Genomic DNA, 26,471 nt, shown 5'->3' with positions numbered 1-26,471 from the left:
GGTGACCTCCTGGGGGCGGGGAGATCTCCATTACAACGTATACCCGACGGGGAGAGAACATCCGCCCTGGCGGTGTTGCCGCCGCGCTGTCCCGTTACCGCCCTGACGTGCGGGAAGCCGCCGACCCGGTCACGGTAGCGGGACATCTGATCCCGTCGACGGGACCGCCGGGGCGGGGTTGCGCGCCACCCACCCGCGCCGTGGACGGGGGTCAGGAGGGCAACCAGCGTGGGCCGTACACCTCGGCGCCCAGCTCGCCCACCCGGCCGCGCAGCTCCCGGTCGGCGGTGACCACCAGCCGCCGCCGGTCCGCCGACTCGCGGACCAGGTCGACGATGGTGTCGTCGCCCGAACCGGGGGCCGCGACGGTGCGTACCCCGGCCACGCCCGGCACGTCGCGGGCCGCGCCCTCCACCACCAGCACCACCTCGACGGGCGCCGGCAGCTCCGGGGGTACGCCGGTGTCGGCCACCGGGACCAGCCGGTCGCGCAGCCGGGCCGCCGCACCGGCCCGGTCGTGCCACCAGCCGTCCGGCCGGGAGCCGACCACGTTCGCACCGTCGACGATCAGCAGCGGATGGGTGTCCATGCCTCCACCCTGCCACCTGTCGGCGTTTGTCGGGGCGACCGTCGGGTAGCCACCGGCGATCGTGTCGCGCCTGCGTGTCGCCCTCGGCGGCCCGGCCGCGCCCGAGGAGCGGAGGACAGACATGATGGGACCCGGTGACTTCGGCTCCGACCCGTGGGACGAGTTCCTGGCCCGGTACTTCGGTCGGGGTGAGGGCGGACGCCGGCCGGCCCATCGGGTCGACATCACCCGGCTGATGACCGCCGACGCCCGGGAGATGCTGGCCGACGCCGCCCGGCGGGCCGCCCAGAAACACAGCACCGACCTGGACACCGACCACCTGCTCTGGGCGGCGTTGCAGCGCGAGCCGCTGCGCGACCTGGTACGCCGTGCCGGCGCCGACCCGGACACCCTGGTCAACGCGCTCGGTGGCCGCGCCGACGGCGCCCCGCGCGGCGAGGTGCCACCGAACCTCTCCCTCACCCCGGCGGCGAAACGGGCGTTGCTCGACGCCCACCAGCTCTCCCGGGCGATGGGGGCGAACTACATCGGCCCCGAGCACATCCTGATGGCGTTGCCGCTCAACCCCGAGTCGCCCGCCGGTCGGATGCTCGCCGCCGGCCGGATCCAGCCCGAGTCGTTGCAGGCGGCGGGCGCCGAACGCGGGGCGACGGCCGGCCCGAAACCGGACCGGGGCACGCCCACCCTCGACCAGTACGGCCAGGACCTCACCGACCTGGCCCGCAACGACCAGATCGACCCGGTGATCGGTCGCGCCGACGAGATCGAACAGGCGGTCGAGATCCTGTCCCGGCGGACCAAGAACAACCCGGTGCTCATCGGCGAGGCCGGCGTCGGCAAGACCGCCATCGTGGAGGGCCTGGCCGAGCGGATCTGCGACGGTGACGTGCCGCAGACGCTGCTCGGCAAGCGGGTCGTCCAACTCGACCTGGCCGGCCTGGTCGCCGGTACCCGCTACCGGGGCGACTTCGAGGAGCGGCTCAAGAAGGTGATCGACGAGATCCGGGCCCACCGGGACGAGCTGATCATCTTCCTGGACGAGATCCACACCCTGGTCGGCGCGGGCGGCGCCGGCAGCGAGGGCGGCATGGACGCGTCCAACATGCTCAAGCCGGCGCTGGCGCGCGGTGAGCTGCGGGTGATCGGGGCGACCACGCTGGACGAGTACCGGCGCAGCATCGAGAAGGACGCCGCCCTGGCCCGCCGGTTCCAGCCGGTGCTGGTGCCCGAGCCCGACGTCGAGGACACCGTGGCCATCCTGCGCGGCCTGCGGGACCGCTACGAGGCCCACCACCAGGTCCGGTTCACCGACGAGGCGCTGGTCGCCGCGGCCGAACTGTCCGACCGGTACGTCACCGACCGGTTCCTGCCGGACAAGGCGATCGACCTCATCGACCAGGCCGGCGCGCGGGTCCGGCTGCGTACCCGCACCCCCGCCTCCGACGTGCGGGAACTGGAACAGCAACTGGAGGACGTCCGTCGGGACAAGGAACAGGCGGTCGCCGACGAGCAGTACGAGAAGGCGTCCGCGCTGCGCGACCGGCTCGCCGAGCTGGAGGCGCAGATCGGCCGGGCCCGGGGCGACGGCGGCGACACCCAGGTGCCCTCGGTCGGCACCACGGAGATCGCCGAGGTGGTCTCCCGGTCCACCGGCATCCCGATCAGTCAGCTCACCGAGGAGGAACGGGACCGGCTGCTGCGCCTGGAGGGCCACCTGCACCAGAAGGTGATCGGCCAGGACGACGCGGTCAACGCCATCGCCGAGGCGGTCCGCCGCTCCCGCACCGGGCTGGCCGACCCGAACCGGCCGATGGGCAGCTTCCTGTTCCTCGGCCCGACCGGCGTCGGCAAGACCGAACTGGCCCGCGCCCTGGCCGAGGCGCTGTTCGGCGAGGCCGACCGGATGGTCCGGGTGGACATGAGCGAGTTCCAGGAACGGCACACGGTGGCCCGGCTGGTCGGCGCGCCACCCGGCTACGTCGGCTACGAGGAGGCCGGCCAGCTCACCGAGGCGGTCCGCCGCCGCCCGTACGCGGTGGTGCTGCTCGACGAGATCGAGAAGGCCCACCCGGACGTGTTCAACATCCTGCTGCAGGTCCTCGACGACGGCCGGCTCACCGACAGCCAGGGCCGCACGGTCAACTTCAAGAACACCGTGCTGATCATGACGAGCAACCTGGGCTCGGAGCTGATCACCGGGGCCCAGCGGACGGTCGGGTTCGGCGTCGGCGCGCAGGGCGACCAGCAGGAGGCCGACGAGCTGCGGGAGCGGCTGATGCGCCGGCTCCAGGAGAACTTCCGCCCGGAGTTCCTCAACCGGATCGACGAGACGATCATCTTCCAGCGGCTGGAGGCCGAGCAGCTGCGCCAGATCACCGGGCTGCTGCTGGAGGAGACCCGCCGCCGGCTGCACGCCCAGGACATCCAGGTCGACGTCACCCGGGCCGGCACCGACTGGCTGGCCGAGCACGGCTACCAGCCGGAGTTCGGGGCCCGGCCGCTGCGCCGGGTGATCCAGCGGGAGGTGGACAACCGGCTGTCCCGGATGCTGCTGGAGAACCAGCTCTCCCCGGGGCAGAAGGTCACCGTCGACGCGCGGGACGGACAGCTCACCTTCGACGTGTCCGCAGGCGACCGCGACTACGCGCCCGCCACCACCTCGCATCCCCGATGACCGGAGGGCGGAGATGACCGAACCCGAGGAGACCGAGGAGTACGCCGAGCGGACCGCACCCATCCTCGCGCCCCCGACGGCGAACCCGGCCCGGGTGCAGGTGCCGCCGGAGGGCCCGGGGCAGTGGACCGACGACGGTGACCCGGCACCACCCGGGCCACCGGAAGAGGAGGCGTGATGGCACGCGAACAGCGACTCGACCCCGAGGTCGAGCTGATCTGGGAGGACTTCCACGCCGAGGTGAACGTCCCCTCCGAACAGCTGCGGCAGTGGCTGCTGACCCGGGGGTCGGGCGAGGAGGCGTTCGGCCCGGGCCCGGACCTCGACCTGCCCGAGCCCGGCCGGCAGATCCTGGCGGTGCTGCGTAAGCGCAAGGTCGACCTCACCCCGGCCGACGTCGCGGTGATGCGGGCGGCGATCGACCGGATCCGGTCGCTGGTGGACGAGAAGCCCGGCGACGGCAACGCCGACGACGAGTGGCGGCACGCCCTGCTCGACCTGGGCCACGACGTCCTCGTCGAACGCTGACCCGCCGACCGGACCGGACCGGCACCGGACCCGCCGGCACCGGACCCGGGCCGACACCGCGCCGGGCACCCGGGACGCCGTCCCGGGTGCCCGGCGCGTCGGTGCGGCTACTCGGACTCCAGGCTGGGCAGCCGCAGCCCGGCGGCGTCGGCGGCGTCCTGCCGCTCGGTGCGGGTCTGCTCCTCCCGGGTGAGCAGCGTCGCGTACTCGGTGATGTCGGCCGGGTCGGGAACCTCGGGCAGCCGGCGCAGGAACGTCTCGACGTCACGGGCGGCGGCGGTGTGCGCGCTGGCCGCCCGACGCAGCAGCTCCCGCTGGTCGGCGGCCGGATAGAGATCGGTCATGCAGGGCTGATACCCGCCGTCACGCCGTTCGCACCCGTGGGGCCGGGCGGGCCGTGCCGGTGTCCCGGGCCCCGAACTCGGGATGCCGCAGCAACCAGGCCAGGTAGTCCGGGTGCGCGGCCAGCGAGTCGGAGTACGCGGCGACCGCGTCGTCCAGCACCGCCTCGGCGACCCGGGCCGCCGGGGATTCCGGGTGCCAGCCCAGCAGCAGCCGCCAGCGCAACGGGGTGCCGGCCAGCCGCCGGGTCACCAGGCCGGCGACGGGGCGGAAGGTGGCCTGGCACAACGCCACCGCCTCGCCGGCGTCGACCAGGTCCATGCAGCCGCGCACGTCGGTCTCGTACACCTTGCGGGGGGTGAACCCGGCGCGGGCGCAGGCGGCGGCGAAGCAGTCGCCGAAGCAGCCGTCACCCGGCGCGGCCACCCACTGCTCGTGGCGCAGGTCGGCCAGGCCGACCTCGTCGCGGTCGGCCAACGGGTGGGCGGACGGCAGCAGCACCAGCACCGGATCGACCGCCACCTCCCGCCAGGCCAGCCCGAACTCCGCCGGCGGGGTGGCGTCGCCGCAGACGCCGGTCAGCGCGAAGTCCAGCCGGCCACCGGCGACCAGCGCGGCCAGCTCGTCGGCCGACCACGACGCGTACGTGGTGATCTGCGCGTGCGGCTGCTCGGCGGCGAGCCGGTGCACCAGCCGGCCCAGGATCGGGCTGTTCACCCCGCCGAACCGGTACCGGCCGAGGGCGTCGTCGGCCCCCGCCAGCCGGGCCGCCTCGTCCTGCAGGCCCTTCATCGCCGGCAGCAGCACCCGGGCCCGGGACAGCACCAACTCACCCAGCGCGGTCGGCCGGGCACCCCGCCTGTCGCGTTCGAACAGCGGACCGCCCAGCGCCCGCTCGATGCGCTGAAGCTGGGCGGTCAGGGCCGGCTGGGCCAGGCCGAGGGTGGACGCGGCCTTCGTCACGCTGCCCGTCTCGGCGATAGCGCAGACCACCCGGAGGTGACGCAGCTCCAGATTCATATGGTGACGGTATGGCCACACGTCGATAGACGGAAGGCCCCGGACCGAACCGGGCCGGTGAACCTGACGGATCGGGGTCGGTCGATCACTGTCGCGGACGGCGGTTCAGGTCGGCCAACTGGGTGCGCCGGCCGGTCACCGCGTCGCGCAGCTTGTCCACCACGCCGACGGCCGGTTCGACGATCCGGTTCCACGGCGGGGTGGCCGGGGTGCCCGGATGCGGCCGGGTCGGCGCCGCCTCCTCGGCGATCTCCCACCGGTTGCCCAGCCGGATCAGCTCCGCGTCGGAGGCCACCTCGCGTAGCGGGGTGACCAGCTCGGCCACCGCGGTGACATGCCGACGCACCTGGGCGGCGACGTCGGCGAGCGTCGGGTCGTCCGGTCCGGCGAGGGCCTTCAGTGCGGTCAGCAGCGTCGCGTCCGCCGCGATCTCCCGCTCCACCCGGGCGGTGGCGTCGGGCAGGGCCGCGCGGACCGTGGGCAGCAGGTACTGCTCCTCGGCCGACAGGTGCCGCGACACCATGGCGGTGAGCACCTGGAGCACCTCGCGCCGCCGGGCGGGCGCCACCGTGGCGTCGGTGACCTCGTCGACCAGGGCGAGCAACTGCCGGTGTTCGGTGTCGGCGAGGTCGGCCATGCTGCGCCCACCCGGACGGTAGGCGTCGTCGGCGGAGGGCGGCAGCGGCGGCAGGGGAACGGCGGACATGACGTCCTCCTCGGCGGGGGCCGGCGCGGGGCGCCGGCCGGTGCGACGGGCGGAACGGGGACGCCAGCGCCGGTACCCGTACCCGGTGATCGGCAAACCGGGACGGCGTCCACCGCCGGTGTTTCCGCCGCCCACGGCCCGCTCGGCCGGCACCCCGCCGCCGGGCGGCCCCGGGTGGCCGCCGCCGCGGCGGCCGGGCCGTTCGCGGCCGGGCCGGCGACTGGTAGAAAGAGGCGATGACGAGCGATGCCGCCTCCGCCGCGCCCGACCCCACCGCCGAGGTCGTCGACCTCTGCCGTGACCTGCTGCGCATCGACACCACCAACACCGGCGACAACGACACCAGCGCGGGCGAGCGCCGGGCCGCCGAGTACGTCGCGGAGAAGCTCGCCGAGGTCGGCGTGGCCGCCGAGATCCACGAGTCCGCGCCGGGCCGGGCCAACCTGATCGCCCGCATCCCCGGTACCGACCCCGGCCGCGACGCCCTGCTCGTGCACGGCCACCTGGACGTGGTGCCCGCCGACGCCGCCGAGTGGTCGGTGCACCCGTTCTCCGGTGAGGTCCGCGACGGCTACCTGTGGGGCCGGGGCGCGATCGACATGAAGGACTTCGACGCGATGGTGCTGGCGGTGGTACGGCACTGGCAGCGCACCGGCGTCCGCCCGCCCCGCGACATCGTGCTGGCCTACACGGCCGACGAGGAGGCGGGCAGCGACTACGGCGCGCACTTCCTCGTCCAGCAGCACCGGGACCTCTTCGACGGCTGCACCGAGGCGGTCGGCGAGGTCGGCGGCTTCTCCTACTCGATCAGCGACGCCCAGCGGCTCTACCTGATCGAGACGGCCGAGAAGGGGCTGGACTGGATGCGGCTGCACGCCAAGGGCCGCCCCGGGCACGGCTCGTTCGTCCACGACGACAACGCGGTCACCGCGCTGGCCGAGGCGGTGGCCCGGATCGGGCGGCACCGGTTCCCGCTCACCGTCACCCCGACCGTCCGGGCGTTCCTGACCGAGCTGTCCGACGTGCTCGGCGTGGAGTTGGACCCGGACGACCCGGAGACCGCCATCGCCAAGCTTGGCCCGATCGCCAACATCATCGGCGCGACCGTCCGCAGCACCGCCAACCCGACCCGGCTGGCCGCCGGCTACAAGGACAACGTCATTCCCGGCCGAGCCACCGCCACCATCGACTGCCGCAGCCTGCCCGGCCAGTCCGAGCTGCTGGAACGGCAGCTGCGCGAGCTGGTAGGCCCGGACATCGAGATCGAGTACATCCAGCGCCAGCCCGCCCTGGAGACGACCTTCGACGGCGACCTGGTCGACGCGATGTCGGCGGCGTTGCGGGCCGAGGACCCGGGTGCCCGCCCGGTGCCGTACATGCTCTCCGGCGGCACCGACGCCAAGGCGTTCGCGCAGCTCGGCATGCGGTGCTTCGGTTTCGCCCCGCTGCGGCTGCCGGCGGATCTCAACTTCTCGGCGTTGTTCCACGGCATCGACGAGCGGGTACCGGTGGACGGACTACAGTTCGGCGTGCGGGTGCTCGACCGGTTCCTCCGCACCTGCTGACCGGACCGGTGCCGCACCTCCCCCCATGTCTCGAAGGGACAGCCTCATGACCGACCAGCACGGTGAGCTGGACGCCGCCCTGGAACGCGTGATCGACGCGGCCCGTGCCCACCTGACGGCCGTGCGGGCCGCGCAGGGTCGGATCGACGACGACGACGTGTGGCAGGCGTACGTGGCGTTGAACAACGCCTCCTTCGCCTACGACGAGCAGCTGCTCGACGCGTTCGGCGAGGTCACGCCCTGGGACGTCGAGTCCATCGACCCGGACGAGGCCGACGAGCGGTTCGGCGGGGCGGCCGGGGACGCCGAGGCCGCCGACCCGCACCCGCAGGTCATCTCGGTACGCCAGCGCCGCGACTACCGGGTGCCGAGCGTCTCGGCGCTGCTGCGGGTCGCCGAGGTGGCCCGCCGCGAGGGCACCCCCGAGGACGACGAGCCGGCGCCGGTCGAGGGGGTCGGCGAGGCGGTGCTGGAGCTGTTGCAGAGCGGCGACGGATCGCTGTCCGCCCTGGACGTGCCGGAGCTGGAGCCGCTGGACGGGGTGGTGATGGTCAGCGAGGTCGGCACCCCGGTCGACCTGGAGTCGTTCGACGACGACGACCCGGTGGGCCCGTTCACCCCGGCCGCCGACGACCGGTTGGTGGGTCGGCTCGACGAGCACCCGTTCCTCGACGAGGACGACCACGACCACGCCGGGCACCGGCACTAGACGGTGGCCGGGGTCGCCCGACGGCACCACCGGGCTCGCCCGGTGCGGGCCGGCCGGCGGCCCCGGGCCACCCGGGTGCCCCCGGACGACGGTCGGTGCCGCCGACGGGGTCAGTCAGTAGGACAGGCCCGGTTGGGGTTGGTTGACCCGGCGGCGGCGCAACACCACCTTGCGGGTGCCGTCCCGGAACAGCTGCACCCGGGCCAACTCCCACCCGGAGAACTCCGCCTGGATCGCCAGCTGCGCCGCGGCGGTCAACCTGTCGACATTCGGCGGCAACCGCAGCGGCGCGTATTCGTAGTCCATGGCACCTATGCTGCCCAGCCCGGCGGCCCCGCGCCACCCTTTGGCCGGTGCGCCGCGCCACCCGCCACCGCCGGTCAGCCCGGCACGCAGTCGGTCGCCCCGTGCTGCCAGGAGTGGTCGTAGCGGCCGGCGATCCGCTCGACGAACTCCTCGACCGCCCGCTCGTCGAGGGTGTCCAGGCGGTCCAGCCGCTGCCAGCCGGTCAACCCGATGCCGTGACCCAGCGCCGGGTAGGGGGCCACCACCACGTCACGGGGATGCCGGCGACCGAGCCGCTCCAGCTTCTCGACGTCGCCCGGCGGGACGTCCGGGGCGTACTGCACCAGCACGTGGCCGTGTTCCAACGCGTGCACCTGGAGTTCCTCCGGCACCGCGTCGCGGTAGATGCCCGGCACGACCACCCGGGGCGAGTGCGGCCCCGACGTCGGCGGGAGTGTCCGGTACGGCTCGTGCGGCGCCCCCTCGTACGCGATGTGCCGGTCGCCCTCGAACGGTTGCGCCGTGCCCGGCAGCCGGTCGCAGGGCAGCGCGGCGTCCCCGCCGAACAGGTTGACCAACACCCCCACCCCGAGGCTGGACATGGTCGCCACACTGAGCACGGTGACCACCACGCTGACCACCGGGCCGAGCCATCTGCGGTTCACGTGGCCAACCTTCCGGCGCGGTAACGATTACGCACGATCACCCCTAGCGGCAGCAGGATGTTGAGCGAGGCGAAAGCCGCCAGCGCAATTCCCTCCCACCAGTAGGCACTGCCGAACGGTGCGCCGGTCAGCACTCCGGCGGCCCACCCCAGGGTCACTTTCGCCCCCGGTAGCAGAAAATGGATGGCGAACCAGACCATCCAGATGACCCCGGCGACATACAACAACCGGTACCAGCGGGACACCCGCAGATCCCGGGCGTGCGCGTCACGCAGCACGGTGCTTTCGGCCGGGGTCAGCCGGCGAACCCATTTCTTGAGGCTGAGCCGGGTCACCTCGTGCAGGTTGCGGCAACCGGTCGCGGTGGCCATCACCAGGTACATGTCGGTGCGCAGATAGGCGAGCGTCTGGAAGGCCAGCTTGACGGCCTGACTGAACACCACCATGGCGAGGAACCGCACCATTCCCGGCGGCAGTTCCAGCCAGCCCCGCGACCAGGCGAACCGTGGGGCGACGGCGGCGAACAGCAGGATCCCGTCGATGGCCATGCCGGCGAGGAAGGGGCCGTAGCGGCGTTCCGGCGGCAACGCCCAGAGCCCGGTCAGGTCGGTCTCCAGCACCGGGAAGATCCCCCGACGTTCCAACCGCAGTTGCGACCGGACGCCGACGGCCGCCCCGGCGAACGCGTGCCACGCCTCGTGCACCACCGTCAGCAGGGCCACCGTGACATTGGTGATCAGCAGGCTGAGCACCACGTCGGGAAAGATGAAGGTGTCCTCGTAGGTCGGCAGCAGGGACGGTTCGGCGACGAACATCGCCAGCGTGGCGACCAGCGCGCCGACGTACACCGTCCAGGCCACCCGGCCGAACAGCGGCCGGACCAGCCGGGCCGGGATGCGCGACACCGACCAGGGGCGGGCCTGCGTCGGCGGCGGCCCACCGTCGTTCTGCGGCCGGATGATGCCCGCCTCGACGAGCACCTCGACGAAGTCCAGCGCGTCGACCGGCTCACCGGTCTCGCGTTCCACCTCGTCGGCGGCCTCGGCGACGGTCCGGCCGGCGGCGAACAACGCGACCAGCCGCGCCCCCACCTCGGGCACCACCACGAAGTTCCCGCTGGCCAGGTCGCCGACGACGTACTCGTCGTCCTCCTCCTGGCGGACCACCAGGTGCGTCACCGCGGGGCGGCTGTCCAACCCGAGCACGGTCACCGTTCCTCCTGGAACCAGCCGCAGGTGTCGCACTTGACGCCGGGCCGGGGGTTGACCACGTAGTGGTAGGTCAGGTCGGTCAGGCTCAGGTGGAACATCCGGCCCCGGGTGGTCGTCGGGATGCCGGCGAGGTGGTAGACGACGTCGAGGGCGGCCAGGTGCCCGGTGAGGTTGGCGGTGGGGGCGATCACCGCGTGCCCGGTGAATTCGAACAACTCCTCCGGCTCGGTGCCGTGCTCCTCACGCAGCCGGTCGGTGACGCTCGGCAGGCACGCCTCGCAGCAGGTCTGACCGGGTACGAAGAGACCGATCACCGCCATCGGGCCCGCGTACTGGGCGAGCATCCAGGGGGTGCCGGTGGCCAGGGCGGCCCGGTTGGTCCACTCCCGGATGGCGTGCCGGGGCTGGTCGGCGCAGAGCACCAGCAGGTCGCGGTCGCGCATCAACGCCGCCACGTCCTGCGTCGAGTCGACCCGGGCCTCCTCGCCGGTGACCGTGACGTGGGGGTTCATCCGGCGCAGCCGGGCCACCGCGGTGTCCACCTTGGCGGCGCCGATGTCGTCCTCGGTGTAGAGCAGTTGCCGGGTCAGGTTGCCCGCCTCGACCACGTCGAAGTCGACGCAGTGCACCGTGCCCACCCCGGCGGCCACCAGCGAGGCGGCCACCGCCGAACCGGAGCCGCCGAGCCCCAGCACCACCACCCGGCCCGCCTTGAGCCGGGCCTGCACCTCGTAGCGGGAGGTGCGCGGGGTGAGATCCACCCAGGCGTGGTAGGTGAACGCCCGGTCGTAGCGGTCGATCTCCGCTGGGCTCAGCTCGGGCGGGGGCGGCGCGGCGGCATCCTCCACGTACCCGGCGTCGATGATCGTCTGCATCGCGTCGGTGGCGTCCTCGGCGGCCATCTCCGGGCGTACGTCGAGCAGCGCGGCGACGATCTCCGCCCGGGTCCGGGTGCCGTCCATCAGGCGCAGCAGCTCCCAGAGGCTGCCGTCCTCGTCGTCGATCTCCGCGCCGATCCCCAGCTGCCGACCACCGATGTTGATCAGGGTCGGGTGGAGCCGTACCGGCTTGTGGATGCCCTTGATCCGGGGCCGCTGCATCGGGCGAAGACCTCCTGGAAGATGGCCGGCCGGGGCGCGGCACGCCGCGCCCCGGCCGAAACGGGGTGGGTCAGCCGCAGACGTCGTTGCGGCAGCCCGGCTCGCTGATGATGGCGACGGTGGTCTCGAGCCGCTCGAGCTTGCGCACGACGACCTTGGCGGGCTTGCGCTTGACGTCGGTCTTACGGTCCACGGGTCCTCCAACGAAATGGGAGAAACGGCGCGGCGGGGGTCGCTCACGCCGCAATCATTAGAGCACCGTCATTGGTCCGCCACAATGTTTACGGCGGCCGGATCAGACGGTTTTCGCCGGGCCGGATCTCTTTCCGGACAGGCCCGCCGAAAAGCGGACGCCGAAACCCGGGCCAACAACACCAGGGGGTTCTAAGCCGCCTATTCGGACGGAACAACGCAAGCGGCCTGAACCAATTATGGGGGAGTGGCAGTTGGTAAAGGACGATCGGTGGAATTGACACGTACCGGTGTGCTTTTGGTCCGGTCCGCCACCTTGTGCGCCGGCGGCGGGATCAGCCCTCGCGCTCCGGGTAGCCGACCGGCACGGCGGACACGTCGTCCAGCGCCGTGGTGATCTCCTCCGGCAGGGTCATCCGTTCCACCTGCAACGCGCCGAGCAGCTGCCCCACCGTGCGGGCGCCCAGCACCGGCGCGGTCACCCCCGGCCGGTCCCTGATCCAGGCCAGCGCCACCTCCAGCGGCGACACGCCCAACCCGCCGGCCGCGATGCTCACCGCCTCGACGATGCTGGAGCAGCGCGGCTCCAGGTAGGTGGCGACGAACGCCTCGAAGTGGGCCGAGGCGGCCCGCGAGTCCGCCGGGCGGCCGTTGCGGTACTTGCCGGTCAGCACCCCCCGCCCCAGCGGCGACCAGGGCAGCACGCCCAGGCCCAACGCGGCGCAGGCCGGCAGCACCTCCCGCTCCACCCCCCGCTCCAGCAACGAGTACTCCACCTGGGCGGCGACCACCGGGGCCCGCCCCGGCCAGGCGGCCTGCCAGGCGGCGGCGCGGGCGGTCTGCCAACCCGAGAAGTTCGACACCCCGACGTAGCGGACCCGGCCCGAGGCGACCGCGTGGTCCAGCGCGGCCAGCGTCTCCTCCAGCGGGGTGTCCGGGTCGTAGCCGTGCACCTGCCACAGGTCGACGTGGTCGGTGCCGAGCCGGCGCAGCGAGGCGTCCAACGTACGCAGCAGGTGCCCGCGCGAGCCGTCCCGCCGCCGGCCGCTGCCCGGCCGCAGCCCCGCCTTCGTGGCGATCAGCACGTCCTCGCGGGGGACCAGGGTGCCCAGCAGCGACCCGAGCACCGACTCGGCGTCGCCGTCGGCGAACACGTCGGCGGTGTCGACCAGGTTGCCGCCCGCGTCCAGGAAACTCTTCAGCTGGGCCGCCGCGTCGTCGGCGTCGGTGTCCCGGCCCCAGGTCATGGTGCCGAGCGCGAGCCGGGAAACCGCCAGCCCGCTTCGGCCGAGCGGTCGCTGTTGCATGGGTGAACCTTATTTCGAACGCGGCGCAACCGATATCCTCGCTCCCGGCATCTCTGCCTGTCGCGTCGCCGATCCGACCGTCACCGCCGCCCGCGCCGCCGCGTTGTGCACCGGATGCGCCGGTCCGGTCGCTGGCTGTCCACCCGTCCCGGCGCGGCCCGACCACCCACCCCGCCCGGCGTCCGGACGGTCGGCGTCCGGTGGCGAGCCGGTGGGCGGCCGGCCCCGGGCCATTGCGTAACCTGATGCGACCTGTGGTGCGGGATGGGGAGGATCAGTGCGACTCGGGCTCAGCCTCGGATATCAGACGGCGTGGAGTACGCCGGCGGACCACCTGGCGCTTGCCCAGGAGGCGGACCGCCTCGGCTACTCGGTGGTGTGGGCGGCGGAGGCGTACGGCTCGGACTCCCCGAGCATGCTCGCCTGGATGGCCGGGCAGACCGAACGGATCGACGTGGGCAGCGCGGTGATGCAGATCCCCGCCCGCACCCCGGCGATGACCGCGATGACGGCGGCCACCATCGACGCGCTCTCCGGCGGCCGGTTCCGGCTCGGCCTGGGGGTCTCCGGCCCGCAGGTCTCCGAGGGCTGGCACGGCGTCCGGTTCGCCAAGCCGCTCGCCCGCACCCGCGAGTACGTCGACATCGTCAAGCTGGCGGTGGCCCGCAAGGAGGTCGCCTACGCCGGCGAGCACTACACCCTGCCGCTGCCCGACGGCCCCGGCAAGGCGCTGCGGCTGGGCTTCCACCCGCCGCGCGAGCACATCCCGATCTACCTGGCCGCCGTCGGCCCGAAGAACCTGGAGCTGGCCGGCGAGATCGCCGACGGTTGGCTGGCCGTGTTCTACGCCCCCGAGTTCGCCGACGAGCAGCTCGCCTCCGTCAGCGCCGGCCGGGCGAGGGCCGGCAAGGAACTGGCCGGGTTCGACGTGGTGCCCTCGGTGCCGGTGGTGGTCGGTGACGACGTCGCCACCTGCGCCGAACTGGTCCGTTGGTACGCCGCCCTCTACGTCGGCGGTATGGGCAGCCGGCAGCAGAACTTCTACAACCAGCTCGCCACCCGGATGGGCTACGCCGACGCCGCCCGCGAGGTGCAGGACCTCTACCTGGCCAAGCGGCAGCGCGACGCCGCGGCGGCGGTGCCGATGGAGTTCATCGACCGCACCTCGCTGCTCGGCCCCAAGGAACGCATCGCCGAGCGGATGCGGGAGTACGCGGCCGCCGGGGTGACCACCCTGTCGGTCACCCTGTTCGTGGCCGACCGGGACAGCGGCGTGCAGACCCTGCGCACCGTCGCCGAGGCCTTCGACCTCTCGGGAGTCGGCGAGTGACCTGGGTCGAGGCCATCGTCCTGGGCATCGTCCAGGGGCTCACCGAGTTCCTTCCGGTGAGTTCGTCGGGGCATCTGCGGATCACCTCGGCGATCTTCTTCGACCGGGACGCGGGCGCGTCGTTCACCGCGGTCACCCAGCTGGGCACCGAGGCGGCCGTGCTCATCTACTTCGCCAAGGACATCTGGCGGATCACCCGGACCTGGCTGGTGGGGTTGCGGGACCGCTCGGTGCGCTCCAGCCTCGACTACCGGATGGGCTGGTACGTGATCGTCGGCTCGATCCCGATCGGGCTGTTCGGTTTCCTGTTCAAGGACCAGATCCGCACCGCCGGCCGCAACCTGTGGGTGGTCTCCACCACGCTCATCGTGTTCGCCTTCGTGCTGGCCTTCGCCGAGTACTGGGGGCGGCAGACCCGCACCCTGGTGAACTTCCGGATGCGCGACGGCATCGTGATGGGCTTCGCCCAGGCGATGGCGCTGATCCCCGGGGTGTCGCGTTCCGGCGGCACGCTCACCGCCGGCCTGCTGCTCAACCTGACCCGGGAGGCCGCCGCCCGGTACTCGTTCCTGCTGGCCATCCCGGCGGTGGTGATGTCCGGCATCTTCAGCGTCGGGGACGTCTTCGAGCCGGCCGCCCCGGGTACCTCGGTGCCCTCGGTGGCGCAGATGGTGGTCGCCACGATCATCGCGTTCGGCATCGGCTACGCGGCCATCGCCTGGCTGCTGCGCTACGTGGCACACCACACCCTGTACGTCTTCGTGCTCTACCGGGTGGCGCTCGGCACCCTGGTGCTGGCGTTGCTGCTCACCGGCACGATCAGCGCCACCTGACCGTACGTCGGCCGCCGGCCCCCGACACCACCTCAGGTGTCGGGGGCCGGCTGCGGTCCGGCTGCCCCTAGGGTGGTGGCGTGGCGACCCTTCTGCTTCTGCGACACGGCCGGACGACCGCGAACGCCGAGGGCGGGCTGGCCGGCCGCCAGCCGGTCGAGCTGGACGACACCGGGCGGGCCCAGGCGGAGGCGGTCGGCCAGCGGCTGCGCGGCCTGCCGCTGGCGGCGGTGGTGACCAGCCCGCTGATCCGCTGCCGGCAGACCCTTCAGCTGGCGCTTCCGCAGGCCACCCCGATGGTCGAGGACGGGCTGATCGAGTGCGGCTACGGCGCCTGGGAGGGGCAGCCGCTGAAGAAGCTGGCCAAGGAGAAGCTCTGGCCGGTGGTGCAGCAGCACCCCAGCGCCGCGGTCTTCCCCGACGGGGAGTCGATGGCGCAGATGTCGGCCCGCGCCATCGCCGCGGTACGCGCCTGGGACGCCCGGATCACCGCCGAGCACGGACCGGAGGCGGTCTGGCTGGCGTGCAGCCACGGCGATGTGATCAAGGCCATCGTCGCCGACGCCCTCGGGGTGCACCTAGACCTGTTCCAACGCATCGTCGCCGACCCGGCCTCGGTCACCGCGATCCGCTACACCCCGCTGCGGCCGTTCCTGGTCCGGCTCAACGACACCGGCGGTGACCTGGCCTCCCTGGTGCCGCCACCGGCCAGGCGGCGGCGTCGGGCGACCGGGCCGGCCGACTCCGACGCGGCCGTCGGCGGGGGTGCGGGCGCCACCGGCTGAGCCGGCCCGCCGGGGGACGCCGGCCACCGGGCGCGGGCCGCGCCGTTTCGCCCTCGGCTGATTCGGCGTCGGTGCCTTGCGCGACCGTTCCACGCTCCGGATAGGGTCGTGGGTATGACCCACCAGGTGCACGCCTTCGAGCCGCCCGAGCGGTTCGTCGCCGGGACCGTCGGGCCGCCCGGGGAGCGCACGTTCTTCCTCCAGGCCCGCGGTGGCGGCCGGCTGGTCAGCGTCGCGCTGGAGAAGGTGCAGGTGTCCCTGCTCGCCGAGAAGCTGGAGGAACTGCTCTCCGAGGCGCAGCGCCGCTTCGGCGTCGAGCTGCCGGAGTCGCCGGTGTCCGTCGGCGACAACGACCCGCTGGACAATCCGGTCGACGAGGAGTTCCGGGTCGGCACCCTCGGGCTGGCCTTCGACGTGGACTCCGCCACGGTGGTGATCGAGGCGATCGCCGCCGGTGAGGCGGAGGCCGAGGTCGAGCTGGGTGACGACGAGGTCGACGAGGACGACGACGATGACGAACCGGACGAGGACCTCGACCGGCTCCGGGTGCGGCTGACCCCCGAGGCGACCCGCGAGTTCATCGAACGGGCCCGCCGGGTGGTCAACGCCGGCCGCCCGCCCTGCCCGCTGTGCGGCCAGCCGCTCGACCCGGCCGGGCACCTCTGCCCCCGGCACAACGGCTACCACCGGTGACGTCGTCGGAGGTGCAGCGCCAGGATGCCAGCGCCGCGCTCCGGCTGCTGTGCGAGGGTGAACTGGAGCTGGAGGGTCGGCTTGTCGACGCCTCCAACACCACCCTGCGGGCCACGCTGACCCTCGACGGCCGTACCGCCCGGTGCGTCTACAAGCCGGTGCGCGGCGAGCGTCCGCTCTGGGACTTTCCCGACGGCACCCTCGCCGGCCGGGAGGTCTCGGCCTACCTGGTCTCGCGGGCCACCGGCTGGGATCTGGTCCCGCCGACGGTGCTGCGCGACGGGCCGCTCGGGCCCGGGTCGTGCCAGCTCTGGATCGACGAGCCGGACGACGCCGAGCCGCTGGTCGGGTTCGTGCCGGCCGAGTCGGTGCCGCCGCGCTGGTTCCCGGTGGCCGCGGCCCGCGACGACGACGGCGCGGCGTACGCCCTGGCCCACGCCGACGACCCCCGGCTGGCCCGGCTGGCCGTGCTGGACGCGGTCATCAACAACGCCGACCGCAAGGGCGGGCACGTGCTGGCCGGCGCGGACGACCGGATCTACGGGGTGGACCACGGGGTCTGCTTCCACGTCGAGGAGAAGCTACGGACCGTGCTGTGGGGGTGGGCCGGCCGGCAGCTCCCACCGGACGCGGTGCAGGTGCTCGACGCCCTCGACCGGCAACTTGGCGGCGAGCTGGGGGAGGAGCTGGCCGAGCACCTGACCCTCGGCGAGGTCGCCGAGGTGGCCGCCCGGGTACGGCGGCTGCGCGACACCGGCCGGTACCCGCTGCCGCCGCAGGAGTGGCCGGCGATGCCGTGGCCGCCGATCTGAGCCGTTGTCGTGTTGATCACCCGGGCGGTTCCTCCCGGCGGCCGGGCGGCTCGTTAGGCTGGCGGTCATGGAGTCTTGGGCGGGACACGAGGTGCCACGGCTGCCGGGTGACGGCGGGCCGCTGAGCTTGTACGACTCGGCGCGACGCGGTGTCCACCCGAGCCGCCCCACCGGCCCCGCCACCATGTACGTCTGCGGCATCACCCCGTACGACGCCACCCACCTGGGCCACGCCGCCACCATGATCACCTTTGATCTGCTGCAGCGGATGTGGCGCGACGCCGGCCTGACCGTCCGGTACGTGCAGAACGTCACCGACATCGACGACCCGCTGCTGGAACGCGCCGAGCGCGACGGCGAGGACTGGAAGGTCCTGGCGATGCGGGAGACGGCGCTGTTCCGCGAGGACATGGAGGCGCTGCGGATCATTCCCCCGGCGCACTACGTCGGCGCGGTGGAGTCGATCCCGGACATCGCCGACCGGGTGCAGGAACTGCTCAAGGACGGTGCCGCCTACCGGCTCGACGACGGCACCGGCGACGTCTACTTCGACATCGCCGCCGCCCCGGCGTTCGGCTACGAGTCGAACCTGACCCGGGAACAGATGCTGGAGATCTTCCCCGAGCGCGGTGGCGACCCGCAGCGGGCCGGCAAGCGCGACCCGCTCGACCCGCTGCTGTGGCGCGGTGCCCGCGACGGCGAGCCGTCCTGGCCGGGCGGCGAGCTGGGCCCCGGCCGGCCCGGCTGGCACATCGAGTGCACCGTGATCGCGCTGAACCTGCTCGGTGACCGGCTCGACGTGCAGGGCGGCGGCAACGACCTGATCTTCCCGCACCACGAGTGCTCCGCCGCGCACGCCGAGCGGCTCACCGGCACGGCCCCCTTCGCCGACCACTACGTGCACGCCGGCATGATCGGCCTGGACGGTGAGAAGATGTCGAAGTCCAAGGGCAACCTCGTCTTCGTCTCCCGGCTACGCGCCGACCGGGTGGACCCGATGGCGGTCCGGCTCGGCCTGATGTCCGGCCACTACCGGGACGACCGGGCCTGGACCGAGGACGTGCTGACCGCCGCGCAGCAGCGGCTGGACCGCTGGCGGCGGGCCGCCGCCGCGCCGTCCGGGCCGTCCGGCGCGGCCTTCCTGGCCGGGGTACGCGAGCGCCTCGGCGACGACCTGGACACCCCGGGCGCCCTCGCCCTGGCCGACGACTGGGCCGCGGCGGCCCTGGCCGGCACCGGCGACGACCCGCAGGCCCCCGCCTTTTTCGCCACCACCGTAGACGCCCTCCTCGGCATCCACCTCTAACCCCCACCCCACCCGCGCCCCCGCCCGGCCCGTCGATCATGGAGTTGTGGTGGGGGTTGAGCCCCCATGTGCGACGTTTTCGGAACCCCGCAACTCCATGATCGACGCAGGGGGCGTGTCGGGGCGGCTGGTGGGGGTCAGCGGGGGGTGGGTTGGCGGAGGGCGACCCGGGTCTGGGTCTGCACCACGCCGCAGCTCTTCTTGAGCCGACGCAGCAACGCGTCCAGGGCGGCGGTGTCGCGCAGCCGGGCCCGCAGCAGGTAGTCGTACGGCCCTGTCATGTGTACCGCGTCGACGATCTGCTCGATCGGGGCGATGGCGTCGACGAACGTCTCGTAGTCGGTCCCGGCGTCGAGGCGTACGTCGATGAAGACCTCCAACCCGCCCCGGAGCTGCGGCGCGTCGTGACCGGTGACGACGGTGTACCCGAGGATGACGCCGTCGGCTTCCAGCCGGCGGACCCGGGCGGCGGTGGCGTTCGTGCTCAGGCCGACCCGTCGACCGATCTCGCTGAACGAACACCTCGCATTCTCCTGCAGAATGCCGAGAATCTGCTCGTCCAGTCGGTCCACACCGACGATCGTACGCCGGCACCACTCATCTGTCGGTCGCACCCGGCGGGGTGACCCAGACTCGGCGGATGGCTGATGGAATCGTGTTCCTGGCGGTCGCCGGGTTCGCCGCCGGGCTGGGGGTGGCGATGCCCCTGGGGGCGATCGGGGTGCTGATCGTCAGGGAGGGGATGCTGGGCGGTCACCGCAGCGGCCTGGCCGCAGCCTTCGGCGTCGCCACCGTCGACACCCTCTACTGCCTCGGCGCGCTGCTGACCGGGGCGGCGCTCGCGCCGGTGATCGCCTCGTGGGGGGACGCCCCCCGCTACCTGTCCGGGCTGGTGATCGTCGGGCTGGGCTGCCACCAACTGGTCACCCTGCGCCGCGCCCCGGCACGCCCGGCCGGGGCCGCAGCCGAGCGGGACGGCACCGGCGGAGCCCGGCGGGACGGTGGCGGTGGAGCCGAGCGGGACGGCGTCGGCGGGGAACGTCCGGCCCGGACCGCCGCCGGACCGGTCTACGTCCGCTTCGTGCTCCTCACCGCGGTCAACCCGTTGACCCTGGTGTACTTCTTCGCCCTGGCCGGGACGGTGAACGCCGTGCCGGGCAGCTGGACGGGGCCCGGGGTGTTCGTCGCCGCCGCCGGGCTGGCCTCCCTGCTCTGGCAGACCGGGCTCGCCACGATCGGCGCGGCCCTCGGTGCCACCGTCCCCGTACGGGTCGCCGACCTGCTCGGGGTGGTCGCCTCCCTGATCGTCGTCGCGCTCGGAGCGACCGTCATCGTGGTCACCGCGCTCACCTGAGGCACAGCCGACCCCCTTGCGCCCGGTGCCGTCCTACCGGCCATGCCGCCGCCGTTGTACGGTGCGGCCCACAGCCCCGGTGCGGCCCAGCCCTTGTGCGGAGGCCGGACCGGGACGGGGGCCTGACCGGGACGGCGGGCGGTGCCCGACCGGGGTCAGCCGAGGACCAGGCCGGGATCGGGGTCGGGGTCCGGCGCGGGGGCGGGGACCTGGTACTCCTCGGTCAATGTGGTCATCGGGCCGGGCCAGGTGGCCTGGGCGACCTCGATCGGCTTGCGGTGGGCGTCGTAGGCGACGTGCAGCAGGTGCAGCACGGGCGTGTCGGGGCGGATCTGGAGCGTTTCGGCCTCCTCCCGGCTGGGCTGGCGGGCGCTGATGGTGTCGGCTGCGGTGGTGTACCGCCGGCCGGTCGCCTCCTCGGCCTCCTGGTAGAGCGGCCTGCCGAACGCCTCGGCCCGCTCCAGGGAGGTGCCGGCGGTGTCCTTCGGCAGGAACCAGGACGCGCCCACCTCTACCGGGGAGTCGTCGGTGCGTACCAGGTGCCGGCGGCAGAGCAGTTCGGTGCCGTCGGCGACCCCGAACGCGTCGGCCACCTCGGGCGGGGCGGGTGCCCGACCGACCGAGACGAGCTGCTGGCGGTACCGGGCGGCGAGGTCGGCGTGGTAGCCGCGGAAACCGCCGTACCGGCCCCGGGAGAGCCGGTTGAGCCGCCGCCGGGTGCCCCGCACGTACGTACCGGAGCCGGGTTTGGTGATCAGGATGCCCTCGACCCGCAGCTGGTCGACGGCGCGTTGCACGGTCTGCTTCGCCACCCCGAACATTTCGGCGATCGCCGGGATGGACGGCAGCCGTTCGCCCGGACCCCAGTCGCCCCGGCGCACCTGGGCCTTGAGCTGCGCGGCGATCTGCCGGTGCGGGAACTCGGCGGCTCCCGGGTTGATCTGCACGCCCGCCTCCTCCTGACAGCTAGGTTCCTAGGATGCCCCAGACGGGGTGACGGCGCCACCCCGGACACGCCGAAAGGCCCCGGACGCCGCGACGCCCGGGGCCCTGCGGGGACGACTACCAGGAACCGGCGGTGGGGCCGGCGGAACCGCCCCGGCGGCGCAGGTACTTCTCGAACTCCTGGGCGATCTCGTCACCGGTCAACGGGGTGATGCCCGCGTCGCCGACGCGTTCCTCCAGCTCCCGCACGTACTCGCCCAGCTCGGCGTCCTGTTCGGCGGCGCCGCGTACCCGCTGCTCCCACTCGGCGGCCTCCTCGGCCAGGTCGGCCATCGGCACCGGCAGGTCGAGCACCTCCTCGACCCGGTGCAGCAGCGCCAGGGTGGCCTTGGGGCAGGGCGGGTTGTTGGCGTAGTGCGGCACGTGCACCCAGAACGACACCGCGTCGACCTCGGCCCGGGTGCAGGCGTCCTGGAGCACCCCGACGATGCCGGTGGGCCCGTCGTAGCGGGTGGGGGTGAGCTGGTAACGCTGGGCGGCCTGGGCGTCGGAAGCGCTGCCGCTGATCGGCAACGGCCTGGTGTACGGCACGTCGGCCAGCAACGCGCCGAGCAGCACCACCCGTTCGACCTCCAGGCTGTGGCAGATCTCCAGCACCTGCTCGCAGAACGTGCGCCAGCGCATGCTCGGCTCGATGCCCCGGATCAGCACCACGTCACGGTCGGTGCCCTCGGGGCTGGCCACCACGAACTTCGTGGTGGGCCACTCCACCCGGCGGGTCTCGCCGTCGGACATCGTGATCGTCGGGCGGCTGACCTGGAAGTCGTAGAACTCCTCCGGGTCGATCTCGGTGATCTGGCGGGCCTGCCAGACCTGTTCCAGGTGTTCCACGGCGGCGGTGGAGGCGTCCGCGGCGTCGTTCCAGCCCTCGAAGGCGGCGATCGCCACCGGGGACCGCAGCACCGGCAGCCCGTCGAACTCGGTCACGCCGTCACCTCGCCCCGCTCGTCGCCGACGGTGCCGGGGGTCGGCCCGGTCACCCGCCCGCCGTGCACGGTGGCGTCCCTGATGTCCTTCACGTCCGCAAGCCTACGTCCCGGCGCGGCGCGTGGCCCGTCGGCCGCGCCGGCACGCCGCCCCACCCCACCGCCGAACCGGTACGAACCGGGACGCGGAGCGGGCGGACACATAGTGGGACGACCCCGGGCGTCGACAGTCACCGGATCGACCGCACTAACCTGATGTGGTGCGGACTTCGTTGCGGGATGTGCTGGCCGACCGGATTCTCATCGCCGACGGCGCGATGGGGACGATGCTCCAGGCTGCCGACCTGAGCCTCGACGACTTCGAGGGGCTGGAGGGCTGCAACGAGATCCTCAACGTGACCCGGCCCGACGTGGTGCGCGGCGTGCACGAGGCCTACCTGGCGGCCGGCGCGGACTGTGTCGAGACGAACACGTTCGGCGCGAACCTCGCCAACCTCGCCGAGTACGACATCCCGCAGCGCATCCGGGAGCTGTCCGAGGCCGGCGCGCGGATCGCCCGGGAGGCCGCCGACGCGTACACCACGGCGGAGCGCCCCCGGTTCGTGCTCGGCTCGATCGGCCCCGGCACCAAGCTGCCCACCCTCGGCCACGCCCCGTACGCGACGTTGCGGGACGCGTACCAGGAGAACGCGGCCGGACTGATCGCGGGCGGGTCGGACGCGCTGATCATCGAGACCTGCCAGGACCTGTTGCAGGTCAAGGCGGCCGTGGTCGGATCGAAGCGGGCGATGGCCGAGCTGGGCCAGCAGGTGCCGATCATCTGCCACGTGGCGGTGGAGACCACCGGCACCATGCTGGTGGGCAGCGAGATCGGGGCGGCACTGGCGGCCATCGAGCCGCTGGGGGTGGACCTGATCGGGCTGAACTGCTCGACCGGCCCGGCCGAGATGGGCGAGCACCTGCGCTACCTGTCGCAGCACTCCCGGATCCCGCTGTCGGTGATGCCGAACGCCGGCCTGCCGGTGCTGACCGCCGACGGGGCGTACTTCCCGCTGAGCCCGGCCGAGCTGGCCGACGCCCTGGAACGGTTCGTCGCCGACTACGGTGTCGGGCTGATCGGCGGCTGCTGCGGCACCACCCCGGAGCACATCCGGGCGCTGGCCGAGCGGCTGCACGGCGCGACCCCGGCGGCCCGCGAGCCCCGGCACGAGGCGGGCGTCTCGTCGATCTACCACCCGGTGCCGTTCGCCCAGGACGCCTCGGTGCTGATGGTGGGGGAGCGGACCAACGCCAACGGCTCCAAGGCGTTCCGTGAGTCGATGCTCGCCGCCGACTGGCAGGCGTGCGTCGAGGTGGCCCGCAGCCAGGCCCGCGACGGTTCGCACCTGCTCGACCTGTGCGTCGACTACGTCGGCCGGGACGGCACGCAGGACATGCGGGAGCTGGCCGGCCGGTTCGCCACCGCGTCCACCCTGCCGATCATGCTGGACTCCACCGAGCCGGCGGTGATCGAGGCCGGGTTGGAGATGCTCGGCGGGCGTTGCGTGGTCAACTCGGTCAACTTCGAGGACGGCGACGGCCCCGACTCCCGCTACGCGCGGGTCATGCCGGTCATCGCCGAGCACGGTGCGGCCGTGGTGGCGCTGCTCATCGACGAGGAGGGGCAGGCCCGTACCCGGGAGTGGAAGGTCCGGGTGGCGGCCCGGCTGATCGACGACCTGACCGGCCGCTGGGGCATGGACCGGTCGGACATCCTCATCGACGCCCTGACCTTCCCGATCGCCACCGGCCAGGAGGAGACCCGGCGCGACGGCATCGAGACGATCGAGGCGATCCGGGAGATCGCCGCCCGCTACCCGGGGGTCAACTTCACCCTGGGCATCTCGAACGTCTCGTTCGGCCTCAACCCGGCGGCCCGGCAGGTGCTCAACTCGGTGTTCCTGCACGAGTGCGTGCAGGCCGGGCTGACCTCGGCGATCGTGCACGCCAGCAAGATCCTGCCGATGTCCAAGATCCCCGAGGCGCAGCGCGAGGTCGCCCTCGACCTGATCTACGACCGGCGGCGCGAGGGCTACGACCCGGTGCAGCGGTTCATCGAGGCGTTCGAGGGTGTCGACGCCGCCTCGGCGCGGGCCACCCGGGCCGAGGAGTTGGCCGGGCTGCCGCTGGACGAGCGGCTCAAGCGGCGGATCATCGACGGCGAGCGCAACGGCCTGGAGGCCGACCTGGACGCCGCGATGGCGCAGGGCCGGTCCCCGCTGTCCATCATCAACGACATCCTGCTGGACGGGATGAAGGTCGTCGGTGAGCTGTTCGGCTCCGGGCAGATGCAGTTGCCGTTCGTGCTCCAGTCCGCCGAGGTGATGAAGACGGCGGTGGCCTACCTGGAGCCGCACATGGAGGCGGTCGAGGACGGCGGCAAGGGCCGGATCGTGTTGGCCACCGTACGCGGCGACGTGCACGACATCGGCAAGAACCTGGTCGACATCATCCTGTCCAACAACGGCTACGAGGTCGTGAACATCGGCATCAAGCAGCCGATCACCGCGATCCTCGACGCCGCCGAGCAGCACCGGGCCGACGCGATCGGCATGTCCGGGCTGCTGGTGAAGAGCACGGTCATCATGAAGGAGAACCTCGCCGAGATGGCGTCGCGCGGGGTGGCCGAGCGGTGGCCGGTGCTGCTGGGCGGGGCGGCGCTGACCCGCGCGTACGTCGAGGACGACCTGCGGGCGATGTTCCCCGGCCAGGTGCACTACGCCCGGGACGCCTTCGAGGGGTTGGCCCTGATGGACCGGGTGATGACCGCCAAGCGTGGTGGCGCACCCGTGATCGACCCGGAGCGGGAGGCGGCCCTGGCGGCCCGACGGGCCCGCCGGGAGAAGCAGCGCACCATGGTCACCGAGGCGCTGCCGGAGCTGCACGACTCCTCGGTCCGCTCCGACGTGGCCACCGACGTGGCGGTGCCCACCCCGCCGTTCTTCGGCACCCGGGTGGTCAAGGGGGTGCCGCTGGCCGACTACTCGGCGCTGCTGGACGAGCGGGCCACGTTCCTCGGCCAGTGGGGGCTGCGCGGGTCGCGGGGCGGCCAGGGTCCGTCGTACGAGGAACTGGTGGAGACCGAGGGGCGGCCCCGGCTGCGGTACTGGCTGGACCGGCTCATCGCCGACCAGGTGCTGGAGGCGGCCGTGGTGTACGGCTACTTCCCGGCGTACTCCGAGGGCAACGACCTGGTGGTGCTGGACGAGAACGGCACCAGCGAGCGGGCCCGGTTCTCGTTCCCCCGGCAGCGACAGGAACGGCGGCTCTGCCTGGCCGACTTCTTCCGCCCGAAGGACGACGGGCTGGACGTGGTGGCGTTGCAGCTGGTCACCGTCGGGCAGCCGATCAGCGAGTACACCGCGAAGATGTTCGCCGCCAACGAGTACCGCGACTACCTGGAGGTGCACGGGTTGTCCGTGCAGCTCACCGAGGCGCTCGCCGAGTACTGGCACCGGCGTATCCGCTCCGAGCTGACCCTGCCGGGCGGCGGCACGGTCGCCACCGGCGACCCGACCGACCTGGCCGGTCTGCTGCGCAACGACTACCGGGGCTGCCGGTACGCGTTCGGCTACCCGGCCTGCCCGGACCTGGAGGACCGGGCGAAGATGGTGGAGCTGCTGGGGGCGGAGCGGATCGGCGTGCAGTTGTCGGAGGAGTTCCAGCTGGTGCCGGAGCAGGCCACCGACGCGATCGTGGTGCACCACCCGGAGGCGAACTACTTCAACGCCAAGTGACGCCGTCACCTCGACGGCACTGAAACCTGCGGACAGCACGGCCCCTCCCCGCTGGGCCCCCCGGGCCGGGGGTGGGAGCCGTGCTGCGAAGGGACGGTGATCACCGGACGGGTGCTGTCCCGGCTCGTTCGTAGCAGTCCGGGAGACCCGCGAGGAGACCGGTATCGGTGTCGAGGTGACCGGGATGGTGGGCGTCTACTCCGACACCGGCCACGTCGTCGAGGACTCGGAGGGTGCTGGCATGATCAGTGGGCCGAGTGTCGGTCTGACGGCCTCAGCTACTGATGTTCCCTTGGCGCGGAGGATCGAAGGTTGGCGGGCGTGGAGGGGTACTCGTTACGTGGCGGTATCCGGGTGGTTCCTAGAGTTGGGGGCGGTTTTCGCGCCGATTCTGGCTGGCCGATGGCGAGGCTTCGAGCGGATCCGAACTTCATCACGTTGAGGGAGATCTGGGCCGGAACTCTGATGATCACCGCCGACAATCTGGTTGCGATCCGACGATGGCGAAGCGCCGGGTTGGAGTTCGAGGTTGGTGATGGTGATGAGTTGTGGATCTTTCGGACCCGTAATGTCGACCGATTGATTGACCGCCTTGCGGCGCTCGGATGGACCGTCGAACGGTGACGGCGCTCCCGCCGAGACAGCCCGGAGTGTCCGGACCTGAGTGGCCAACCGAGTGACGGCCGGTACGCGCATCGCCGGACGGCCGTGGACGCTGGAAAACCCTTTCTGCAGGTCACCGTTCGCATCGAGGCTGG

27 protein-coding genes are annotated in these 26,471 nt (G+C 72.7%); 14 read left to right on the top strand and 13 right to left on the bottom strand.

Translation table 11 applies throughout. The annotated features are described in order from the left end of the window. Nucleotides 1-211 precede the first annotated feature (211 nt). Nucleotides 212-589, bottom strand: a complete 378-nt coding sequence (locus ACN265_RS15885; RefSeq protein ID WP_204924512.1) for a hypothetical protein — start codon at nucleotides 587-589, stop codon at nucleotides 212-214. Nucleotides 590-710: 121 nt separating this feature from the next. Here ACN265_RS15885 and ACN265_RS15880 point away from each other — a divergent pair, with 121 nt between their 5' ends. From ACN265_RS15880 to ACN265_RS15870, 3 genes are read left to right on the top strand one after another with little or no spacing between them, the layout of a single operon-like run. Then, the gene (locus tag ACN265_RS15880) at nucleotides 711-3,263 is read left to right on the top strand and encodes an ATP-dependent Clp protease ATP-binding subunit (protein WP_421408395.1); all 2,553 of its coding nucleotides are present in this window, start codon (nucleotides 711-713) and stop codon (nucleotides 3,261-3,263) included. A gap of 13 nt (nucleotides 3,264-3,276) precedes the next feature. Beyond that, nucleotides 3,277-3,441 (top strand): hypothetical protein, encoded by a 165-nt coding sequence (locus ACN265_RS15875; protein WP_204924510.1) that lies wholly within the window; start codon nucleotides 3,277-3,279, stop codon nucleotides 3,439-3,441. Further along, the gene (locus ACN265_RS15870; protein WP_421408394.1) at nucleotides 3,441-3,791 is read left to right on the top strand and encodes a DUF3140 domain-containing protein; all 351 of its coding nucleotides are present in this window, start codon (nucleotides 3,441-3,443) and stop codon (nucleotides 3,789-3,791) included. The genes ACN265_RS15875 and ACN265_RS15870 overlap by 1 nt, the downstream gene beginning before the upstream one ends. Nucleotides 3,792-3,898: 107 nt before the next feature. Here the strand turns inward: ACN265_RS15870 and ACN265_RS15865 are convergent, their stop codons facing one another. From ACN265_RS15865 to ACN265_RS15855, 3 genes are all read right to left on the bottom strand, one after another. Beyond that, nucleotides 3,899-4,135 carry a hypothetical protein gene (locus tag ACN265_RS15865; RefSeq protein ID WP_363654313.1) on the bottom strand — a complete coding sequence of 79 codons (237 nt, stop codon included), beginning with the start codon at nucleotides 4,133-4,135 and terminating at the stop codon, nucleotides 3,899-3,901. A gap of 19 nt (nucleotides 4,136-4,154) precedes the next feature. After that, nucleotides 4,155-5,153, bottom strand: a complete 999-nt coding sequence (locus ACN265_RS15860; RefSeq protein WP_204924509.1) for a LysR family transcriptional regulator — start codon at nucleotides 5,151-5,153, stop codon at nucleotides 4,155-4,157. Nucleotides 5,154-5,238: 85 nt separating this feature from the next. Next, nucleotides 5,239-5,859, bottom strand: a complete 621-nt coding sequence (locus ACN265_RS15855) for a hemerythrin domain-containing protein (RefSeq protein ID WP_357926755.1) — start codon at nucleotides 5,857-5,859, stop codon at nucleotides 5,239-5,241. Nucleotides 5,860-6,095: 236 nt separating this feature from the next. On the opposite strand from ACN265_RS15855, the gene ACN265_RS15850 reads away from it, so the two are divergent. Next, complete coding sequence (locus ACN265_RS15850; RefSeq protein WP_421408393.1) at nucleotides 6,096-7,424, top strand: M20/M25/M40 family metallo-hydrolase; 1,329 nt, start codon at nucleotides 6,096-6,098, stop codon at nucleotides 7,422-7,424. A gap of 46 nt (nucleotides 7,425-7,470) precedes the next feature. Next, on the top strand, nucleotides 7,471-8,133 hold the full coding sequence (locus ACN265_RS15845; RefSeq protein WP_204924506.1) for a hypothetical protein: 663 nt from the start codon (nucleotides 7,471-7,473) through the stop codon (nucleotides 8,131-8,133). A gap of 114 nt (nucleotides 8,134-8,247) precedes the next feature. On the opposite strand, the gene ACN265_RS15840 is transcribed toward ACN265_RS15845, so the two are convergent. The 6 genes from ACN265_RS15840 to ACN265_RS15815 form a co-directional block, all read right to left on the bottom strand. Further along, nucleotides 8,248-8,439, bottom strand: coding sequence for a DUF5703 family protein (locus ACN265_RS15840; protein ID WP_088646215.1), 192 nt, complete (start codon nucleotides 8,437-8,439; stop codon nucleotides 8,248-8,250). A 74-nt stretch (nucleotides 8,440-8,513) separates the two neighbouring features. Beyond that, nucleotides 8,514-9,083: a DUF3105 domain-containing protein gene (locus ACN265_RS15835; protein WP_363654304.1), complete on the bottom strand. Its 570-nt coding sequence runs from the start codon at nucleotides 9,081-9,083 to the stop codon at nucleotides 8,514-8,516. Continuing rightward, nucleotides 9,080-10,294 (bottom strand): PqqD family protein, encoded by a 1,215-nt coding sequence (locus ACN265_RS15830; protein WP_421408392.1) that lies wholly within the window; start codon nucleotides 10,292-10,294, stop codon nucleotides 9,080-9,082. Before ACN265_RS15830 ends, ACN265_RS15835 begins: the two co-directional genes overlap by 4 nt. Next, nucleotides 10,291-11,394, bottom strand: coding sequence for a ThiF family adenylyltransferase (locus ACN265_RS15825; RefSeq protein ID WP_421408391.1), 1,104 nt, complete (start codon nucleotides 11,392-11,394; stop codon nucleotides 10,291-10,293). Before ACN265_RS15825 ends, ACN265_RS15830 begins: the two co-directional genes overlap by 4 nt. Before the next feature lie 70 nt (nucleotides 11,395-11,464). Further along, nucleotides 11,465-11,587, bottom strand: a complete 123-nt coding sequence (locus tag ACN265_RS15820) for a hypothetical protein (RefSeq protein WP_255470009.1) — start codon at nucleotides 11,585-11,587, stop codon at nucleotides 11,465-11,467. Nucleotides 11,588-11,921: 334 nt separating this feature from the next. After that, nucleotides 11,922-12,893, bottom strand: coding sequence for an aldo/keto reductase (locus tag ACN265_RS15815; RefSeq protein ID WP_088646211.1), 972 nt, complete (start codon nucleotides 12,891-12,893; stop codon nucleotides 11,922-11,924). A gap of 277 nt (nucleotides 12,894-13,170) precedes the next feature. On the opposite strand from ACN265_RS15815, the gene ACN265_RS15810 reads away from it, so the two are divergent. The 6 genes from ACN265_RS15810 to mshC all read left to right on the top strand — a co-directional run bounded on the left by ACN265_RS15810 (nucleotide 13,171) and on the right by mshC (nucleotide 18,652). Next, on the top strand, nucleotides 13,171-14,223 hold the full coding sequence (locus ACN265_RS15810; protein WP_421408390.1) for an LLM class F420-dependent oxidoreductase: 1,053 nt from the start codon (nucleotides 13,171-13,173) through the stop codon (nucleotides 14,221-14,223). Continuing rightward, nucleotides 14,220-15,056 (top strand): undecaprenyl-diphosphate phosphatase, encoded by an 837-nt coding sequence (locus tag ACN265_RS15805; protein ID WP_204924501.1) that lies wholly within the window; start codon nucleotides 14,220-14,222, stop codon nucleotides 15,054-15,056. The genes ACN265_RS15810 and ACN265_RS15805 overlap by 4 nt, the downstream gene beginning before the upstream one ends. Nucleotides 15,057-15,136: 80 nt before the next feature. Continuing rightward, nucleotides 15,137-15,841, top strand: coding sequence for a histidine phosphatase family protein (locus ACN265_RS15800; protein ID WP_421408389.1), 705 nt, complete (start codon nucleotides 15,137-15,139; stop codon nucleotides 15,839-15,841). A gap of 114 nt (nucleotides 15,842-15,955) precedes the next feature. Next, nucleotides 15,956-16,534, top strand: coding sequence for a DUF3090 domain-containing protein (locus ACN265_RS15795; RefSeq protein WP_357926740.1), 579 nt, complete (start codon nucleotides 15,956-15,958; stop codon nucleotides 16,532-16,534). Then, entirely contained in the window at nucleotides 16,531-17,346 is an 816-nt protein-coding gene (locus ACN265_RS15790; protein ID WP_421408388.1) for an SCO1664 family protein, read from the top strand. The genes ACN265_RS15795 and ACN265_RS15790 overlap by 4 nt, the downstream gene beginning before the upstream one ends. 67 nt (nucleotides 17,347-17,413) lie before the next feature. Then, nucleotides 17,414-18,652, top strand: a complete 1,239-nt coding sequence (gene mshC / locus ACN265_RS15785; RefSeq protein WP_421408387.1) for a cysteine--1-D-myo-inosityl 2-amino-2-deoxy-alpha-D-glucopyranoside ligase — start codon at nucleotides 17,414-17,416, stop codon at nucleotides 18,650-18,652. 137 nt (nucleotides 18,653-18,789) lie between these two features. Here mshC and ACN265_RS15780 read toward each other — a convergent pair whose 3' ends face one another. Continuing rightward, complete coding sequence (locus ACN265_RS15780) at nucleotides 18,790-19,224, bottom strand: Lrp/AsnC family transcriptional regulator (RefSeq protein WP_420117782.1); 435 nt, start codon at nucleotides 19,222-19,224, stop codon at nucleotides 18,790-18,792. 68 nt (nucleotides 19,225-19,292) lie between these two features. On the opposite strand from ACN265_RS15780, the gene ACN265_RS15775 reads away from it, so the two are divergent. Next, nucleotides 19,293-20,006, top strand: a complete 714-nt coding sequence (locus ACN265_RS15775; protein ID WP_421408386.1) for a LysE family transporter — start codon at nucleotides 19,293-19,295, stop codon at nucleotides 20,004-20,006. Nucleotides 20,007-20,161: 155 nt separating this feature from the next. Here ACN265_RS15775 and ACN265_RS15770 read toward each other — a convergent pair whose 3' ends face one another. Further along, complete coding sequence (locus ACN265_RS15770; protein ID WP_204924494.1) at nucleotides 20,162-20,953, bottom strand: GntR family transcriptional regulator; 792 nt, start codon at nucleotides 20,951-20,953, stop codon at nucleotides 20,162-20,164. 115 nt (nucleotides 20,954-21,068) lie between these two features. Further along, the gene (locus tag ACN265_RS15765; protein WP_204924493.1) at nucleotides 21,069-21,938 is read right to left on the bottom strand and encodes a PAC2 family protein; all 870 of its coding nucleotides are present in this window, start codon (nucleotides 21,936-21,938) and stop codon (nucleotides 21,069-21,071) included. Between the two features lie 271 nt (nucleotides 21,939-22,209). Between ACN265_RS15765 and metH the strand changes: the two genes are divergently transcribed. Together metH and ACN265_RS15755 are read left to right on the top strand one after the other, a co-directional pair. Beyond that, on the top strand, nucleotides 22,210-25,713 hold the full coding sequence (gene metH, locus ACN265_RS15760) for a methionine synthase (protein ID WP_421411505.1): 3,504 nt from the start codon (nucleotides 22,210-22,212) through the stop codon (nucleotides 25,711-25,713). A 321-nt stretch (nucleotides 25,714-26,034) separates the two neighbouring features. Then, a complete protein-coding gene (locus ACN265_RS15755) occupies nucleotides 26,035-26,337 on the top strand; it encodes a hypothetical protein (protein WP_420117784.1) in 303 nt (100 codons plus the stop codon). The last annotated feature ends 134 nt before the right edge of the window (nucleotides 26,338-26,471 follow it).

It is taken from the genome of Micromonospora sp. WMMD730 (assembly GCF_049178955.1).
GTDB lineage: Bacteria > Actinomycetota > Actinomycetes > Mycobacteriales > Micromonosporaceae > Micromonospora > Micromonospora wenchangensis.
The sequence above is the reverse complement of the archived record's forward strand: the minus strand, read 5'-3'. Positions and strand labels throughout refer to the sequence as shown.

What these genes read in the sequence shown, in the direction of transcription:
- ACN265_RS15885 (WP_204924512.1), bottom strand. Translation starts at nt 589, where the DNA reads ATGGACACCCATCCGCTGCTGATCGTCGACGGTGCGAACGTGGTCGGC.
- ACN265_RS15880 (WP_421408395.1), top strand. Translation starts at nt 711, where the DNA reads ATGATGGGACCCGGTGACTTCGGCTCCGACCCGTGGGACGAGTTCCTG.
- ACN265_RS15875 (WP_204924510.1), top strand. Translation starts at nt 3,277, where the DNA reads ATGACCGAACCCGAGGAGACCGAGGAGTACGCCGAGCGGACCGCACCC.
- ACN265_RS15870 (WP_421408394.1), top strand. Translation starts at nt 3,441, where the DNA reads ATGGCACGCGAACAGCGACTCGACCCCGAGGTCGAGCTGATCTGGGAG.
- ACN265_RS15865 (WP_363654313.1), bottom strand. Translation starts at nt 4,135, where the DNA reads ATGACCGATCTCTATCCGGCCGCCGACCAGCGGGAGCTGCTGCGTCGG.
- ACN265_RS15860 (WP_204924509.1), bottom strand. Translation starts at nt 5,153, where the DNA reads ATGAATCTGGAGCTGCGTCACCTCCGGGTGGTCTGCGCTATCGCCGAG.
- ACN265_RS15855 (WP_357926755.1), bottom strand. Translation starts at nt 5,859, where the DNA reads ATGTCCGCCGTTCCCCTGCCGCCGCTGCCGCCCTCCGCCGACGACGCC.
- ACN265_RS15850 (WP_421408393.1), top strand. Translation starts at nt 6,096, where the DNA reads ATGACGAGCGATGCCGCCTCCGCCGCGCCCGACCCCACCGCCGAGGTC.
- ACN265_RS15845 (WP_204924506.1), top strand. Translation starts at nt 7,471, where the DNA reads ATGACCGACCAGCACGGTGAGCTGGACGCCGCCCTGGAACGCGTGATC.
- ACN265_RS15840 (WP_088646215.1), bottom strand. Translation starts at nt 8,439, where the DNA reads ATGGACTACGAATACGCGCCGCTGCGGTTGCCGCCGAATGTCGACAGG.
- ACN265_RS15825 (WP_421408391.1), bottom strand. Translation starts at nt 11,394, where the DNA reads ATGCAGCGGCCCCGGATCAAGGGCATCCACAAGCCGGTACGGCTCCAC.
- ACN265_RS15815 (WP_088646211.1), bottom strand. Translation starts at nt 12,893, where the DNA reads ATGCAACAGCGACCGCTCGGCCGAAGCGGGCTGGCGGTTTCCCGGCTC.
- ACN265_RS15795 (WP_357926740.1), top strand. Translation starts at nt 15,956, where the DNA reads ATGACCCACCAGGTGCACGCCTTCGAGCCGCCCGAGCGGTTCGTCGCC.
- mshC (WP_421408387.1), top strand. Translation starts at nt 17,414, where the DNA reads ATGGAGTCTTGGGCGGGACACGAGGTGCCACGGCTGCCGGGTGACGGC.
- ACN265_RS15775 (WP_421408386.1), top strand. Translation starts at nt 19,293, where the DNA reads ATGGCTGATGGAATCGTGTTCCTGGCGGTCGCCGGGTTCGCCGCCGGG.